At 67.1% G+C, this 16318-nt stretch carries 10 protein-coding genes and 1 riboswitch; of the genes, 8 read left to right on the forward strand and 2 right to left on the reverse strand.

The annotated features are described in order from the left end of the window. The first annotated feature begins 293 nt into the window (after positions 1-293). Positions 294-839 (forward strand): hypothetical protein, encoded by a 546-nt coding sequence (locus K4L06_RS13455; protein ID WP_221671847.1) that lies wholly within the window; start codon positions 294-296, stop codon positions 837-839. Beyond that, positions 836-1537: a DUF2846 domain-containing protein gene (locus K4L06_RS13460; protein WP_221671848.1), complete on the forward strand. Its 702-nt coding sequence runs from the start codon at positions 836-838 to the stop codon at positions 1535-1537. Before K4L06_RS13455 ends, K4L06_RS13460 begins: the two co-directional genes overlap by 4 nt. Positions 1538-1621: 84 nt before the next feature. On the opposite strand, the gene K4L06_RS13465 is transcribed toward K4L06_RS13460, so the two are convergent. Beyond that, positions 1622-2638: a sensor domain-containing diguanylate cyclase gene (locus K4L06_RS13465; RefSeq protein ID WP_221671849.1), complete on the reverse strand. Its 1017-nt coding sequence runs from the start codon at positions 2636-2638 to the stop codon at positions 1622-1624. A gap of 831 nt (positions 2639-3469) precedes the next feature. Here K4L06_RS13465 and K4L06_RS22795 point away from each other — a divergent pair. The 3 genes from K4L06_RS22795 to K4L06_RS13480 are packed head-to-tail and all read left to right on the forward strand — an operon-like array spanning position 3470 to position 10251. Next, positions 3470-6307 carry an RHS repeat protein gene (locus K4L06_RS22795; RefSeq protein WP_221671850.1) on the forward strand — a complete coding sequence of 946 codons (2838 nt, stop codon included), beginning with the start codon at positions 3470-3472 and terminating at the stop codon, positions 6305-6307. A gap of 9 nt (positions 6308-6316) precedes the next feature. Next, entirely contained in the window at positions 6317-9982 is a 3666-nt protein-coding gene (locus tag K4L06_RS13475) for an RHS repeat-associated core domain-containing protein (protein ID WP_221671851.1), read from the forward strand. Beyond that, complete coding sequence (locus K4L06_RS13480; protein WP_221671852.1) at positions 9979-10251, forward strand: hypothetical protein; 273 nt, start codon at positions 9979-9981, stop codon at positions 10249-10251. The genes K4L06_RS13475 and K4L06_RS13480 overlap by 4 nt, the downstream gene beginning before the upstream one ends. A 138-nt stretch (positions 10252-10389) precedes the next feature. Here K4L06_RS13480 and gcvP read toward each other — a convergent pair whose 3' ends face one another. Further along, positions 10390-13269: an aminomethyl-transferring glycine dehydrogenase gene (gcvP, locus tag K4L06_RS13485; RefSeq protein ID WP_221673631.1), complete on the reverse strand. Its 2880-nt coding sequence runs from the start codon at positions 13267-13269 to the stop codon at positions 10390-10392. 202 nt (positions 13270-13471) lie between these two features. Then, positions 13472-13564, reverse strand: a riboswitch (glycine riboswitch). Positions 13565-13759: 195 nt separating this feature from the next. Here gcvP and K4L06_RS13490 point away from each other — a divergent pair. From K4L06_RS13490 to K4L06_RS13500, 3 genes are all read left to right on the forward strand, one after another. Beyond that, positions 13760-14215 carry a VOC family protein gene (locus K4L06_RS13490; RefSeq protein WP_221671853.1) on the forward strand — a complete coding sequence of 152 codons (456 nt, stop codon included), beginning with the start codon at positions 13760-13762 and terminating at the stop codon, positions 14213-14215. Then, complete coding sequence (locus K4L06_RS13495) at positions 14215-15498, forward strand: multidrug effflux MFS transporter (RefSeq protein WP_221671854.1); 1284 nt, start codon at positions 14215-14217, stop codon at positions 15496-15498. The genes K4L06_RS13490 and K4L06_RS13495 overlap by 1 nt, the downstream gene beginning before the upstream one ends. 127 nt (positions 15499-15625) lie before the next feature. Continuing rightward, the gene (locus K4L06_RS13500; protein WP_221671855.1) at positions 15626-16309 is read left to right on the forward strand and encodes a VWA domain-containing protein; all 684 of its coding nucleotides are present in this window, start codon (positions 15626-15628) and stop codon (positions 16307-16309) included. The last annotated feature ends 9 nt before the right edge of the window (positions 16310-16318 follow it).

The following is a 16318-nucleotide window of genomic DNA, read 5'->3' on the forward strand; positions in this document are numbered from 1 at the left end:
GTTGGAGCGGCAAGCAGGCGGTCGGCCTGGCCGTAGCGCCATTGTGACCGTATTGGCAAAACCCGGCCGTTCGGATAGTTTGGCGCCCGCCAAGGACGGTAGGGGGCCGCCTTTCGATGACTGCGACTACTGGCGCGCTGATCGCGCTTCTGGCCTTGACCGGGGGCACTGCCGCGGGCAGCGGTCCGGCATCGGCCGCCGCGGCCGAGTCGCGCCCGGCTGGGGTTGCGGCTCCGGCTGCTACTCCGGTTTCTCGGCAAGCCCCGGAGTCGTCCGCCACGCCGATCTCTCCCGTGTCCGCTCCGGCGCCTGTCCTGATCATTCCCGCCGACACGCCGGTTAGGCTGGAAATCGCCACGGCGCTCAGCTCGGCCAAGGCCAAGCGCGGCGACAAGTTCTCCTTGCGCCTGGCGCAGGCGCTGAGCGTCGGCGGCGCCGAATGGCTGCCGGCCGGAACGACCGGCGTCGGCGAAGTCGTGCACGCCGCGCGCCGCGGCGCCAGCGGCAAGCCGGGCGAATTGCTGCTGGCCGCACGCTATCTCGAACACCAGGGCCGGCGCCTGCCCTTGCGCGGTTTCAGTCTCGGCGGTACCGGCAAGAGTCGCGAGGGCGTGGCGGTGTCGGTCGGCATCGCGCTGGGAATACCCGGTTTGTTCGTGACCGGCGGCGAGATCGAGATCCCGGCCGGCACCCAGGCCGGTGCGCGCACGGCGCAAGCCGTCGACTGGGGATCCGGCGCCCCGACCGTCTCCGATTCCATCGTTCCCGCGGCCGCCGCGCCGAGCGCGGGAGCCGCCACATCCGCTGCAACATCCATCACCTGGGAAGTCGTTCAATGAAGCTGTCGTCGCTGCGCGTCCTGCCGTTCGTCGTTTTGCTGCCGCTGTCGGCGGCGGCCACTCCGGCAGGCTGGAATTACAAGGCCGTGGACCCGGCCAAGCAGGTGCAGGCGCAGAGTGCGCCGGTCGTGCCGGTGGCGTCGAAGGGCGATTCCGCGCGCTCCGATGCGCCCGTGGCCGCGCCGAAACCCGGCACGGCCACGACCGCGCCGGCGGCGACCGTCGACGACGCCGTACAGACGTTCGCGCTGGAAGGCGAAAGCGACGCCGCGCCGGCGACGAGCGAGGCGGCGCCTGCCGTCGCCGCGGCAAGCCCGCCCGTGCCGGTCGCCTACGCGGTTCCTGCCGTCTCTGGCGGCCGGATCGCGCCGCCGCCGGCCGGCAAAGGCCAGGTGGTGTTCTTCCGGCCGTCGAACTTCGTCGGCGGCATGATCGGCTTCAAGGTCCGCGAAGGTAAGACCGAGCTCGGCAAGCTGCGCAGCGGCAAGTACTTCGTCGCCTCGGTCGAGCCGGGCGCGCACGAGTATGTCGTGCATTCGGAGACCAAGGACGTGCTGAACCTGGAGGTCGAGGCCGGCGAGACCTATTACGTACAGGGTTCGATCACGATGGGCTTGTTGGTCGGCCGGCCGAACCTGTCGCCGTCCGATCGCGCCGCGTTCGAGGCGGTGGCCGACAAACTCAAGCTGGCCCAGTAAGCCGCGCACCAGCCGGTCCAAACGCGAACGCCCCGCAATCGCGGGGCGTTTCGTTTTCGCGGCGAAGCATGCGGGGCCTCGCGTTCAAGCCGATTCGCGCACGCCCTTCTTGCTGCGCTTGACCTGGTACATCGCCTGGTCGGCCTTCTCCAGCAGCTCGCCCAATTCCTGGCCGTCGTCCGGGTAGACCGCATAGCCGATGCTGGCGTCGAGCGGGATCGGGCGCTGCTCGAACTCGAACGGCGGCTGCAGCGATTCGGCGAAGCGGCGGGCGCGGGTTTCGGCGCTGTCGCCGCGTTCCAGCCGCGGCAGGATCACCGCGAATTCGTCGCCGCCGACCCGGGCGACGGTGTCGCCGGCGCGCGAGCTGCTTTTCATGCGTTGGGCAAACTCGCGGATCGCGGCGTCGCCGGCGCGGTGGCCGTGACGGTCGTTGACCGGCTTGAGCCCGTCCATGTCCAGGTTGAGCACGGCGATGCGGCAGGCGTCGCGCTGGGCCAGGGCCAAGCTATGGCGCAGGCGGTCGTAGAACAGGGCGCGGTTGGGCAGGCCGGTGAGGGCGTCGTGGGTGGCCTGGTGGAACAGCTCGTTGGTCTCGTACTTGGCGGCGTGGTACATCGCCGCGGCGATCAGGCCGGACATCAGGTCGAGCACCTGCAGGTCGGCGTCGTCGAAGCCGGCGGTGCGCGCCGACATCACTTTGAGCACGCCGACCGTGGATTCGTGGTGCTTCAACGGCACCACGATCATTGAGCGCAGGCCGACCGCGCGGCAGGCCTCGCGGTCCACCCGCGGATCGGTTTCCGAATCGTCGCAGCGCAGCGGCCGGCCTTCGGCGACGCAATGGCCGGACAGGCTGGCGTTGCGGCGCAGGCGCATGCCCAGGCTGGATTCGGCGATGCCGGCGGCGGCGCGGTAGACCATGTCCTCGCCCTCGGCCAGTTCGACCACCGCGCCGATCGCGCCGGTCAGGGTCTGGGCGCGCACGGTCACCAATTGCATCACGCCGCCGAGGTCCAGGCCGAGCCGGGCGATGTCGGTTTGGGTCTGGATGACCTTGAGCAGGCGCTCGGAGGGGTCTTGCACGATAGGGTCTTGCACGATCGGGTCCTGCATGTTCGCTACGCTGCCCGGACGACGGCCCAGTATAGACCGCGGGCCCGGCAGCGGAGGCGCGGACGCTGGGCCACCTTCGGGCTGCGGCGTTCCAGGCCGGGGTTTGCGGCCGCCGTCGCAGGCTCAAGGTGCGCCAGCGCCAAGAAAGCACATTATCCGGGGCGACGGACGGCGGTCCCCTGGCGCCGAATGGAAGGGGGGTACGCGCGTGGTGGCGTTGAGTCGCCGCCGAGTACTCGGCCTGAGACTGGCCGCGGCGCGTTTGGCGGCCGGACAAGAGTTCACACGGGATCTGGCTGCGGGATCTGGCTGCGCCGTGCCGCCTGCGACCTTCAGGCGCAGGCTCCCATGCACGCAGCCGACCGGTAAGCAACGGGCGCTGCTGGCGGTATCGAAGGCGCAGCGATGCAAAGCTCGGCTGCGATCTTGCTCAGTTTGGCGAAAGCAGGCCGGATTCCGCGGGCGTCTTCAAAACCATCGCTGGACCGGCGAACCTTGGCCCAGGGAAAAGGGGCCGACATCCGTCTTCTATCAGGCCGGCGCGCCTGGCCGGTGCCGATCGGGCCTGGACGAAGTGGATTGAATGATACGCGCCGCGATCAGCGGCAGCGCGGCGCACGCCGCAACCGGAGAAGCACCGCAAGGACACAGCGACATGCCCGCCCCATACCGATAAACCTGACTTCGGCCGCCGCGTCGTTTGGCCTCCGCGCGTTTGTGCGCCGCGGCGGCGCGCGTGCGGCTGTGGATCGATCCGTCTCGGCCCGGCGCCGCTTCGCTGGCCGAGTTTTCGTATAGCTCAGTGAAGGACTCCACGTGACTTCCACACTTCGCCTGTCCGCCGCGGTCGCCGCCGCGCTCGCATTCGGACTCGCCGCGGCCGGCGGTGCCCGCGCCGAAATATCCAGTCCGACCGTGATCGAGGACTACGACGGTCTGACCAAGGGCGTGGCCGTGACCGCGCTTACCGCCGACGGCATGTTCGGCGACAGCACGAGCCTGTTCGATGGCGCGACCACGTTCACCGCGACCGATGTGGCGCTGAAGACCAACAGCGCGCTGACCGTGAGCATCGGCCGCAAGCTCAGCAACGCCGGTCTTTCGCTCAATACCTGGGCCAATACCGATCCGGACAAGGCGGTGTTCGGGCGTTACTGGACGCTGGATATTCCCCATATCCATGGCGTTTTCGACCGCCGCACCGGTTGGGTCGTGCGTGATCGCGAGTACCAGGGGCCGGACTTTCCCGATAGTTGGAGAGGTTCGACCCAGCGCTGCAGCGTGGCCGACTACACGCCTCCGACCGTCCCGGACAACGTTTCCAGCGGTCCGACCAAGACGCCGTCCTACGGCCCGACCGATTACTGGGCCGGCAACACGATCAATATTCCCGGGGCGGGCGAGGAACTCGTGCAAACCCTGTCGGGCGCTCACCTGCGACCGAGCGATGGACTGGCTTACTACGGCGGCACCAAGTCGAACTGGAAGGTTTCCTGCCTGCCGAGCATCCGCAATGGCGCGGGCGAGGGATTCCTGGCCGTGCTGCCTAACGGCCACCGGTATACGTTCGACTGGATGGTGGTGCGCAAGAGCAAGCGGATCATCGGCATCCCGACCGACACCACCGGATCGGTCGGAATCGACCGCGACGAAATTTTCCTGTACGCGACCCGGGTCGAGGATGGCCTGGGCAACTGGCTGAGCTACGAGTACGACCCGGCCAACCCGCACCGCCTGCTGTCGATCCGTTCCAACGACGGCGTCGAGGCCAGGCTGGGTTACAACGCCGCTGGAAAGATCGAGACCATTTCCAGCGCAGGACGGACCTGGACCTACGAGTACAGCAAGTACGGCAGCAACCCCGACGCCAACTATCTGCTCGCCGCTACGGTGCTGCCCGACGGAGGGCGTTGGGGCTACCAGTACAGCGATCAGTTCGAGATCGTCAACGCCAACGTCAAGAACGTGTGGCAGCAGTGCTGGCCGAACGTCGGCACGATGAGTTCGGACAAGCAGCCCGGACCGGCCGAGACCAGTTTCCTGACCGTCAGCCACCCTTCCGGCGCGGTCGGCGAGTTCAAGTTCCGCAAGCTCATGCACGGCACCAACCGTACCGTGGGCAGCTGCATCACCCGGCAGGAAGCCAGTTGGCTTTCGGTGCGCCTGGTGGGGGCGCCGATGGCCTACACCGTGGAGTCGCTGTACTCGAAAACCGTGACCGGTCCCGGCATTGCGCCGCTGAACTGGAACTATCGCTACAAGCCGTCCTGGAGTTGGCAGGCCGATTGCCAAGTGCCGGGCACCTGCTATGTCCCGTCCGAAACCACGGTGGTCAACCCGGACGGCTCGGTCAACGCCTACAAATTCAACAACGACTACAAGTCCAATGTCGGCGAGTTGATCGAAGCATCGATCAAGGACGCTGGCGGCAGGGTGCTGCGCACGCTCACGAACGCCTACGTGGAGACCGCGGAGGGTCAACCCTTCCCGGCGGCCAACGCGAACATTCCGGCATCGAATTCGATTTCGGGCAGCAAGGGATACCTTGCCAACCGGCCGCTCAAGACCCGCCAGATCGTCCAGGACGGGGTGACCTTCGTTACCGAGAACCAGATTTTCGATAGTTTGGCCCGTGTCCTGCGTTCCACCGGGTACAACACGCTCGGTTATAGCCGCAACGAAGGAACCGAATACTACGACCATGCTGGCAAGTGGATTCTCGGCCAGGTATCGGCCACGTCGGTCAACGGCGTCGAGACAGCGCGTGCGGAATTCGATCCGGCCACCGCGTTGCCGGTGCGCGCTTTCGCCTTCGGCAATCTGAAGAGAACATTCGGCTACCGCGCCGACGGCAACGTGGAAACGGTCAAGGACGGTAATGGCCAGATCACCGTCTATGCCGACTGGAAACGCGGCGTGCCGCAGAGCATTCGCCGGCCGGCCACCCCCGAGAGCCCGGCTGGCGCGACCGAAAGCGCCGTGATCGACGACCGCGGCTGGGCGACGTCCACCACCGACGAGAACGGGTTCACCAGCCAGTACAGCTACGACGGCATGGGACGCCTCGCAGGCGTGGTCTACCCGCAAGGCGATACCGTCGATTGGCACCCGGTGACCCAGGAGTTCGTACGCGTAGCGGCTCCAGAATACGGTTTGGAAGGCAACCACTGGCGCCGGGTGTCGGTGTCCGGAAACCGCCGTAGCGACACTTACTACGACGCGTTCCTGCGGCCCGTGCTGGAAATGGAGTTCGATCTGGGCGATGCCAGCCGCAATACCCAGAAGCAAGTGTTTACGCGTTACGACAACATGGGGCGGGTCGCGTTCAAGTCCTTGCCGACCCGGCACGTCGGCGACTTCCGCCAGTCGATGCCAGGCACGTCCTACGCCTACGACGCGCTGGGGCGCCAGACCGCCGCCGTCCAGGACTCGGAGCTGGGACCTCTGACCACCTTCACCGAGTACCTGTCCGGCTTCAGGCGCAAGGTCACCAACCCGCGCGGCCTGGCGACGACAGAGACATTCCAGGTTTTCGGCGAACCCGGCTACGACGCGCCGGCGGTGATCGACGCGCCCGAAAGCGTGCGTACCCAGATCATGCGCGACGCCTATGGCAAGCCGCTGGAAATCCAGCGTACGTCGGTGGCTCAGTGAGGCCGCGCCATGGATAGCATCCGACCGAACAGTAAAAACCGCTCCGCCGCCGCCGCGCGTGGGGACCTGGTCCGAGTGGAGAACAAGGCGTTGAATTCTGCAGGGGTATTGGAGTGGGCGACCAACGCCAGGTCGTTGGCGTCGGCATGGCTGTTGGTGCTGCTGTCCGCGTTGCCGTCCTTGGCGACCGCGGCGCCGGCATGGATCAAACTCACGCCGCCGGCCCAAAGCAGCTATACGGTCCCGGTGTCGTACGAGATCGTGGCTTCCTCCGGCAACGGAACCAGCGGGTCGAGTGTCGAATCGATCGAGAACATCACGATCTATCGCAACGACCAGCCGGTAGCCAGCTACCGCAGGGGCGGAACCCTGGTCGAAGCCGGGCTGGCACCGGGCACGTATACCTATCGGGCGACCGGCAAGGCCGTGAGTATCTATCAGGGCGAAGATCGGACCCGCAACCTGGCGACCCCGTCCTTCACCATCACGGTCAACCCACCGCCCGCGTTGTACAACGAGGCCGAATTCGTATCGCAGACGTTCTCCGACACCTCGCCGACGATGTACTCGGGCGAGACCCGGACCCTGAGCGTGCAGATGCGCAACACGGGCACGACCACCTGGGCGTCGTCGCGCGCGTACGCGCTGGGCTCGCAGAACCCTCGCGACAACGGCAACTGGGGCATGGGGCGGGTGTATCTTCCGCACGACGTCGCGCCCGGCCAAACCGTCGCGTTCAACATGACCTTGACCGCGCCGCAGGTCAGCAGCCGGATGGTCGGCTACTACGTGCAATGGCGGATGGTCCAGGACGGGGTGGAGTGGTTCGGCCAGCAGACGACCGCGCAGCATGTTTACGTCAATCCCGTTCCGACCGGATCGCTGAGCGCCCAGCCCAATCCTTGCGAACTGACCAAGGGCGCCACCAGCTGCGGTACCACCTTGAGTTGGCAGGCCGTGGCCGACTTGCCCGAATTGTGGCGCAGCGACATCAACGGCAGCGGCGCGGTAAGGCTGCTGGCCCAACCCGGAACGGGCGAGAACAAGACCTCGGTCGCGGACATCACCGAGGCCGGCAGCCGCTTCGAGGTGCGGGGCGACGGCCGCGTGCTCGCGTCCGTCGATGTCTACGCACGTCGCCCGCAACCGGTGATCACCGGCAATATCGACGGCTTCACCGCCGACGGCAGCGCGCTGCTCGGTTGGGCCTGCGCCACCACCTACCAGGCGCCGGTGAACGTGCAGATGTACGTCGGCGGTCCCGCCGGTGCGACCGGCTCGGCGCTGATCGGCACTTATCCCGCAAACCAGGCCAGCGAGGCGGGCGTCGCCGCGGCGTGCAAGGTCGATGGCGGCAACTACCGTTTCGCGATTCCGATCAGCAACGAGCTGCGCAGCCAGTACGCAGGCCGATTGGTCTACGTCTATGGCGTGTCGCCGGTGGGCGGCGAGAACCTGGCGGTAGCCGCATCGGGCCGTTTCGGCGTTCCGGCGCCGCAGGTGCCGGTGACCCAGCCTAATACCCGTCGTTACGTCTACGACGCGCAACAGCGCCTGTGCAAGGTGATCGAGCCGGAAACCGGGGCGACGGTGACGGACTACGACGGCGAGGGCAATGTCGCATGGTCGGCTTCCGGCCTGAACCTGCCGGCCACCGACAACTGCAACCGCAGCGAAGCCGCGGCGTCCGGCCGCGTCGTTTCGAGAACCTACGACGCGCGCAACCGGCTCAAGGACCTGGCCTTCCCCGACGGGCGCGGCAATCAGAGGTGGGAGTACACGCCCGACGGCCTGGCGAGCAAGGTCGTGACCTATAACGAACCGGACAACGGTGCGCCGGTCGAGAATCACTACAGCTACAACAAGCGCCGCCTGCTGATCGGCGAGGCCATGGCGCAGCCGGGCTCGCATCGTTGGGACCTGGGCTACGGCTACGATCGGATCGGCAATCCGGCCAGCCAGGTCTACCCGACCGGTCTGGCGGTGACCTTCGAGCCGGACGCGCTGGGGCAGCCCAAACGGGTCAGCAGTCCTGGTGCGGTATACGCGTCGCAGATCGACTACTACCCCAACGGCGGAATGCAGCGCTTCGTCTACGGCAACGGCGTGGTGCACACCATGTCGCAGAACCTGCGCCAGCTGCCGCAACGCAGTACCGATGCCGGCGTTATCGACCTGGAAACCGTGTACGACGCCAACGGTAATGTCGGCGCCATTTACGACCGGGCACGAGGGGACAACTACAGCCGGACGATGGAGTACGACGGCCTCGACCGGCTCAAGTCGGCCGGCTCGTGCAGTTTCGGCGGCGATTGCTGGCATCGATTTACCTACGATGCGCAGGATAATCTGCGTTCTTGGGTGTTGCCGGGAAGCAAGGATTATTCCGCCTACGTCTACGACGAGCGTTCGAGATTAACGAACGTTCGCAACAGTCGAGGCGAATCAATCGTTGGCTTGGGCTACGACCCGCAAGGTAACTTGGAGAACAAGAACGGGCAGGTCTATGCTTTTGACTATGGCAATCGCCTGCGCGTCGTTGCCGGAAAGGAAGGATACCGGTACGACGCCAACGGGCGCCGTGTTGCCAGTTTGTCGATGGCGGGCGCCGTGCGGGCGGTCTTCATCTACGATGCCTCAGGGCAGCCGGCATATATCGAGAACAATGCCGCGGGCGCGACCAGCGTCAATATTTTCCTGGGCGGTAGCCTACTCGCCGCTCGCGAACTGGCGGGGGGCGTCGAAAGTACGAAGTACAGCCATAACGACGCATTGGGCAGCCCTGTGGCCGTGACTGCGGCGACCGGGGAGGTGCTTCAGCGTACCGACTACGAGCCGCTCGGTAAGACAATCGGAGATGCGATCTACGATGGTATCGGTTACGCGGGGCACGTGATGGACGGGCTGACGGGCCTGGTTCAGATGCAGCAGCGCTACTACGACCCGCAGCTCGGGATATTTCTCAGCGCAGATCCCGTGTCTGCTCTGAGCGATCCTGTCGGAATGTTCAATCGTTACAGATACGCAGCAAGCAATCCCTACTCGTATGTCGATCCCGATGGGCGTCAGTGTCAGAAGATAACCGGATCCAATATTTGCGGGGGAGAGAGCTGGGGCAAGCTCTCGATTACTCAGGTTAATCCAGCGGGCGAAGGGGATACGCAAAAAGGCAGTTCTCCGGCAGCCAACCAACGCACCGAAGCCGCGTCGCTCGCTAGGGCCTCGTCTGGCGCACCGACTTCCGACGGCAGGATTCCGGTGCCGGGCGTCGTTGGGTGGAAGACCGGCGAGTACGACATGTCGAGGACTCCCGAACAGTTGGATTCCTCGGGCATGGTCATTACAGCGGCGGCAGCGTTAGGCGCAGGGGCTATGGCGTGGGAGGCCGGAGCCCCTTACGCCGCCGCGGCGACGAGCGGGCTGATTTCCAGCGCCAAAGGCCTCTATAAGAACCTATCGTTTGATGGGCCGTCGGCGGGCGCTTGGCACGCTAATGGCCGGTTGTTCGGCGTTCGCTGGAAACAAAGCCAATGGGGCGCACGCCTCGACCTGCACCCGCTCAAGCACAGTGGCAAGACTCCTATACTGCATATCAACTTTGGTCCTCCGTCGCGGGGCGAAGCGGCTCACCTGATTCTGTTCGATCCTCGTTGGATTAGAAGGGAAGGAAAATGAATGTTCAGGAAATCAAGCGGCAGCTCATCGCGATCGTGCGGGAGTTGTTGGATACCGAACCTGCCTCGAAAGCGGAAATGAAGGACTGGTACGAGAAGGCTCGCGAGGCGAAGGCCTTGATGGAGCTTGATGTCGGCGAGTTGGACGTGCCGCATGCGCTATGGCACTACTTGGAAGATGCCGATATTCGTCTTAAGGATCCGGAGTATTCGAAGGTGCAGATCGCCCATATCGAGGAAACCATCCGGGATTGGGCGGCCGGGAGTTGATTGACGCGACAGCGAGCGAGGACGATCGATAGGGGGCGTCGCCACCACATGACGATGATCGGGTGTTGATCAGGCATTGCAAACACAAAGGCCCCGCGTGAGCGGGGCCTTCGGTTCGAGCCGGATGGCTGCCGACGCTTACGCCTCGGTTTCCTCTTCCTTGTACGCATCCACCGGGATGCAGGCGCACATCACGTTCTTGTCGCCGTAGACGTTGTCCACGCGCGACACCGGCGGCCAGTACTTCTGCAGCTTCAGCGAGGGCAGCGGGAATGCGGCCAGCTCGCGCGGGTAGGCGCGGGTCCACTCGCTGGCGGTGACCTGGGTGGCGGTGTGCGGGGCGTGCTTGAGCGGGTTGTCCTCGCGGTCCAGGCGGCCTTCCTCGACCGCGCGGATTTCGTCGCGGATCTGGATCATCGCGTCGATGAAGCGGTCCAACTCGTGCAGCGATTCGCTCTCGGTCGGCTCGACCATCAGCGTGCCGGCGACCGGAAAGCTCAGGGTCGGGGCGTGGAAGCCGAAGTCGATCAGGCGCTTGGCGACGTCCTCGGCGCCGATGCCGGTGGCGTCCTTGATCGGGCGCAGGTCGAGGATGCACTCGTGCGCGACCAGGTCGTTGCGGCCGGTGTACAAGGTCTCGTAGTGCGGAGCCAGGCGCTTGGCGATGTAGTTGGCGTTGAGCAGGGCGACCTGGGTCGCCTTGCGCAGGCCGGCGGCGCCCATCATGGTGACGTACATCCACGAGATCGGCAGGATCGAGGCCGAGCCGTAGCTGGCCGCGCTGACCATGCCGACCGCGCCGTCGCCGCCGAGGGTGCGCGGCAGGAACGGGGCCAGGTGCGACTTGACCGCGCAGGGGCCGACGCCGGGGCCGCCACCGCCGTGCGGGATGCAGAAGGTCTTGTGCAGGTTGAGGTGGGACACGTCCGAGCCCCACTTGCCCGGCTTGGCCACGCCGACCAGGGCGTTCATGTTGGCGCCGTCGGTGTACACCTGGCCGCCGTGCTTATGGATGATCTCGCAGATCTCGACCACTTCCTCCTCGAACACGCCGTGCGTGGACGGGTAGGTCATCATGATCGCGGCCAGGCGGGCGCTGTACTTCTCGGCGTTGCGGCGGATGTCGTCGACGTCGACGTTGCCGTTGGCGTCGGTCTTGGTGACCACCACGGTCATGCCGCACATCTGCGCCGAGGCCGGGTTGGTGCCGTGCGCCGAATCCGGGATCAGGCAGATGTCGCGATGGCCTTCGCCGCGCGAGCGGTGGTAGGCGCGGATCGCCAGCAGGCCGGCGTATTCGCCCTGTGCGCCGGAGTTCGGCTGCAGGCTGACCGCGTCGTAGCCGGTGCATTCGACCAGCATCGCTTCGAGTTCGTCGATCAGCTGCTTGTAGCCCACCGCCTGGTCGGCCGGCGCCAGCGGATGCAGGTTGCCGAATTCCGGCCAGGTCACCGGGATCATCTCGGCGGTGGCGTTGAGCTTCATCGTGCAGCTGCCCAGCGGGATCATGGTGCGATCCATCGCCAGGTCCTTGTCGGCCAGCGAGCGCATGTAGCGCAGCAGCTCGTGTTCGCTGTGGTGGGTGTTGAACACCGGGTGCTGCAGGAACGCGCTGCGGCGGCGCAGGCCGGCCGGCAGGGCGTCGGCGGTGGCGGCGTCGAGCGCGTCGATGTCGTCGATACGGGCGCCGAACAGCTCGGCGAGCTGGACGATCTCGGCGCGGGTGGCGGTTTCGTCCAGGCTGATGCCGACCCGGTTCGGGTCGCCGGAGTAGTTGAGGTTGATCCGTGCCGCGGTCGCCTTGGCGCGCAGGGCGTCGGCGTCGACGCCGACCACGTCCAGGGTGTCGAAGAAGTCCGGGCCGACGGTCAGGCCGGCCTGGCGCAGCGCGCCGGCCAGGATCGCGGCCAGGCGGTGGACGCGGCGGGCGATCCGGGTCAGGCCCTCGGGGCCGTGGTAGACCGCGTACATCGAGGCCATCACCGCCAGCAGCACCTGCGCGGTGCAGATGTTGGAGGTGGCCTTCTCGCGGCGGATGTGCTGCTCGCGGGTCTGCAGGGTCAGGCGGTAGGCCGGCTTGCCCTCGGTGTCGACCGAGACGCCGATCAGGCGGCCCGGCATCGAGCGCTTGTAGGCGTCGCGGCAGGCCATGAACGCGGCGTGCGGGCCGCCGAAGCCGAACGGCACGCCGAAGCGCTGGCTGTTGCCGACCACGATGTCGGCGCCCCATTCGCCGGGCGCGGCGATCAGGGTCAGGGCGAGCAGGTCGGTCGCGACCGCGACCAGGCCGCCGCGCGCGTGGACCGCGTCGGCCAGCGCCTTGTGGTCGCCGATCTGGCCGTAGGTGTTGGGGTATTGCAGCAGCACGCCGAAGCTGTCGCTGGCCAGCGCCTGGGCGTCGTCGCCGACCTGCAGCTCGATGCCCATCGCCTCGGCGCGGGTGTTCAGCACTTCCAGCGTTTGCGGGTGCACGTCCTTGGAGACGAAGAACAGGTTCGACTTGGACTTGGCCGAACGCTTGGCCAGGGTCATGGCCTCGGCCGCGGCGGTGCCTTCGTCGAGCAGCGAGGCGTTGGCGATCTCCATCCCGGTCAGGTCGGCGACCATGGTCTGGAAGTTGATCAGCGCTTCCATCCGGCCCTGCGAGATTTCCGCCTGGTAGGGCGTGTAGGCCGTGTACCAGGCCGGGTTCTCGAGGATGTTGCGCAGGATCACGTTCGGGGTCAGGGTGCCGTAATAGCCCTGGCCGATGAAGCTGCGGAACACCTGGTTGCGGGTGGCGATGGTGCGGACCTTGGCCAGCGCTTCCACTTCGCTGATCGCGGCCGGCAGGGCCAGCGGCTGGGTCGACTTGATCGAGCCGGGAACGATGGCGTCGGTCAGCGCTTCGAGCGAGTCGTAGCCGACCTGCTTGAGCATGTGGCCGATCTCGGCGTCGTTGGGGCCGATATGGCGCTCGATGAAGGCGTCGTGGTGCTCGAGATCGCGCAGGGAAGTGGCGTTGTGGCTCATGGGCAGGGGCGTCCGTTGGCAGCGTGCGGTGCCGCACGCGAGGCGCCCCTCTGTCCTTTTGCCTGAGAGTTTGGAAGCGCGCTGCGGCTCAGGCCGCTTGGGGGAGGGGGGCGCTAAGGCCGCTCCTGTCCGCGCTCGCTTCGTGCACCTTCGGCGCCGGTTCCGTCCCGCGTGTCGCTGCGGGCCGGTCGGTCTCTCCAGAGTTTTGTACCCGGCGGCGGTATGGGGCCTGAGCGATTACGGGCGTTGCGCCTTCGGCAGCGACGGGCCAGGGGCCGGCCGCTTCTCCCACCGCGGGTGTCAAGCTGGCGATTATAGCCGCTGGCGAGCGCGGCGGGGGCGGGCGGCTGCGGCCGCCTCCGGCCGGCCCCGGCCGCGGCCCGCCGGCCATGCGGCCCCGCGCAGGCCTTATGGACAGATCGAAACAACTCCGCCGCCCGTGCGGTGGGCCGGGCGGGAGTATGCTGACGCCCCGTTCATGCGATAAGGCCCGACGATGTCCGAGCGACCGTTCAGTCTGTTGCACCTCGATCACGTGGTCCTGCGAGTGCGCGACACCGCGGCGATGGCGGCCTTCTACTGCGACGTGCTCGGCTGCCGCCTGGAGCGGCGCCAGGACGAGATCGGCCTGGTCCAGCTGCGCGCCGGCCTGTCGCTGATCGACCTGGTCGACGTGAACGGCAAGCTCGGCCGCATGGGCGGGGCGCCGGCCGGCGCCGAGGGCCGCAACATGGACCACCTGTGCCTGCGCGCCGAGCCGTTCGACCGCGCTGCCATCGTCGCCCATCTGGAAGCCCACGGCGCGCGCATCGGCGATTTCGGTTCGCGTTACGGCGCCGAAGGCGAGGGCCCCTCGCAGTACCTGTACGACCCCGAAGGCAACCTGGTCGAGCTCAAGGGCCCGCCCGACGAGGTCCCGATCGACACCGACGCATCCAACGCCGCGAGCTGATGAGCGCACCTTCCCAGTCTTCGGCGCCCGCACGGGCGCTGCCGTTGTCGATCCGCCGCCTGGCTCTGTTGCTGGGCGGGCTGGCGATGTTCGGCCCGTTCTCGATCGACACCATCTTCCCCGCGTTCCCGGTGATGGGCGCCGAGTTGGGCGCCGACAAGCTGGCGATGCAGCAGACCATCAGCGTGTACCTGATCGCCTACGCGCTGATGAGCGTGGTGCATGGGCCGCTGTCGGACGCGATCGGCCGGCGCAAGGTGATCCTCGGCGGGCTGGGGGTGTTCACCCTGGCGTCGGTGGCGTGCGCGTTGTCGGAGCAGCTGTCGACGTTGTTGTTCTTCCGCGCGATCCAGGGCCTTTCGGCGGGGGTGGGGCTGATCGTCGGCCGCGCGGTGATCCGCGACCTGCTGCACGGCGACGACGCGCAGCGGCTGATGAGCCAGGTGATGATGATCTTCGGCATCGCCCCGGCGATCGCGCCGGTGATCGGCGGCTGGATCCTCGGCTGGGCGCACTGGCCGGCGATCTTCTGGTTCCTGGTCGTATTCTCGGTGCTGCTGTGGATCGCGGTCGCCCTCGGCCTGCCCGAGACCCATCCGCCGCAGGCGCGCTTGTCGCTCAAGCCCAAGCGGCTGCTGCGCGACTACGTGGCGATCTGGCTCAACCCGCGTTTCCAGCGCCTGACCGCGGTCGGCGCGCTCAATTTCGGCGCGCTGTTCCTGTACATCGGCTCGGCGCCGGCGTTCGTGCTCGACATCCTCAAGCTCAGCGAACGCGAGTTCGCCTGGTTCTTCGTGCCGACCATCGGCGGCATGGTGCTGGGCTCGTTCGCCTCCGGCCGCGCCGCCGGCAAGATCAGCGGCGATCGCCTGGTCGGCATCGGCTTCGCCTTCTGCGCGCTCGCCATCGCCTTGAACCTGGGCTACAACCTGCTGGCGCCGGCGCCGCAGGTGCCGTGGGCGGTGCTGCCGATGTGCATCCTGGCGTTCGGCATCGCCCTGGTGTTCCCGATCGTGACCTTGTCGATCCTCGACATGTACCCGCACCAGCGCGGCTCGGCTTCGTCGCTGCAGGCCTTCGGCGGCCTGGTGGTGAACGCGCTGCTGGCCGGGGTGATCTCGCCGCTGGTCAGCGGCAGCGCCGTGGTCCTGGCGATCGTGTCCTCGGTGCTGACCGTCGCGGCCTGGGGCTTTTGGTGCTGGGAAGCCTGGGTTTCGCGCAGCGGCCGCTGCGCGCGGGTGCCGGAGGACGCGCCGGTGATCGAACCGCAGGATTCGCTCTAGGCCAGGGCCGGCCGGCGCGGCCGTTCGTTCCGCCGCCCTTGCCGCGGCGGGCGCCCAGGCCGGGCGCTGGACCGGGCCGGGCGCGGCGCGGCTATACTCGGGCTTTCCTCCATCGCAAAGGAATGCCATGACGCAGACGGCGATCCCCGACGTATCCCTGGTCGACAACACCGAACAGCGCACGCCGCTGGTGCTGGTGCTCGACTGTTCCGGCAGCATGAACGGCGCGCCGGTGGGGCAGTTGAACGAAGGCCTCAAGCTGCTCGAGCGCGAGCTCAAGGACGATGTGATCGCGGCCAAGCGCGTGCGCGTGCTGGTGATCCGCTACGGCGGCTTCGACCATGCCGAAGTCGTCGGCGACTGGTGCGACGCGATGGATTTCACCGCGCCGACCCTGGAAGCCGACGGCACCACGCCGACCGGCCGCGCGGTCGAACTGGCGCTGAGCGAAATCGAGAACGAGAAGCAGCGCTTCAAGCAGGCCGGCGTCGCCTACACCCGGCCGTGGCTGTTCCTGATGTCGGACGGTTCGCCGACCGACGCCTGGGAAGCGGCGGCCAAGCGCGCGCGCGAAGCCGAACAGGCCAACAAGGTCGCGATCTTCCCGATCGCGGTCGGCGAGGGTTCGCAGGAACAGGCCATGGGCCAGTTCAGCAGCAAGGGCCTGGCCGGGGTCAAGCGCCTGCACGGGCTGCAGTTCCGCGAACTGTTCCTGTGGCTCAGCGCGAGCATGCAGGTGGTGTCGCAGTCGCGGCCGGGCGGACAGGCCCAGTTGCCTTCGACCGACACCTGGTCCGCGGTGCCGACCTGAGCGGCGCCG

The sequence above is a fragment of the Lysobacter sp. BMK333-48F3 genome, assembly GCF_019733395.1.
In the GTDB taxonomy this organism is placed as follows: Bacteria; Pseudomonadota; Gammaproteobacteria; order Xanthomonadales; family Xanthomonadaceae; genus Lysobacter.

What these genes read in the sequence shown, in the direction of transcription:
- K4L06_RS13460 (WP_221671848.1), top strand. Translation starts at nt 836, where the DNA reads ATGAAGCTGTCGTCGCTGCGCGTCCTGCCGTTCGTCGTTTTGCTGCCG.
- K4L06_RS13475 (WP_221671851.1), top strand. Translation starts at nt 6,317, where the DNA reads ATGGATAGCATCCGACCGAACAGTAAAAACCGCTCCGCCGCCGCCGCG.
- K4L06_RS13480 (WP_221671852.1), top strand. Translation starts at nt 9,979, where the DNA reads ATGAATGTTCAGGAAATCAAGCGGCAGCTCATCGCGATCGTGCGGGAG.
- K4L06_RS13490 (WP_221671853.1), top strand. Translation starts at nt 13,760, where the DNA reads ATGTCCGAGCGACCGTTCAGTCTGTTGCACCTCGATCACGTGGTCCTG.
- K4L06_RS13495 (WP_221671854.1), top strand. Translation starts at nt 14,215, where the DNA reads ATGAGCGCACCTTCCCAGTCTTCGGCGCCCGCACGGGCGCTGCCGTTG.
- K4L06_RS13500 (WP_221671855.1), top strand. Translation starts at nt 15,626, where the DNA reads ATGACGCAGACGGCGATCCCCGACGTATCCCTGGTCGACAACACCGAA.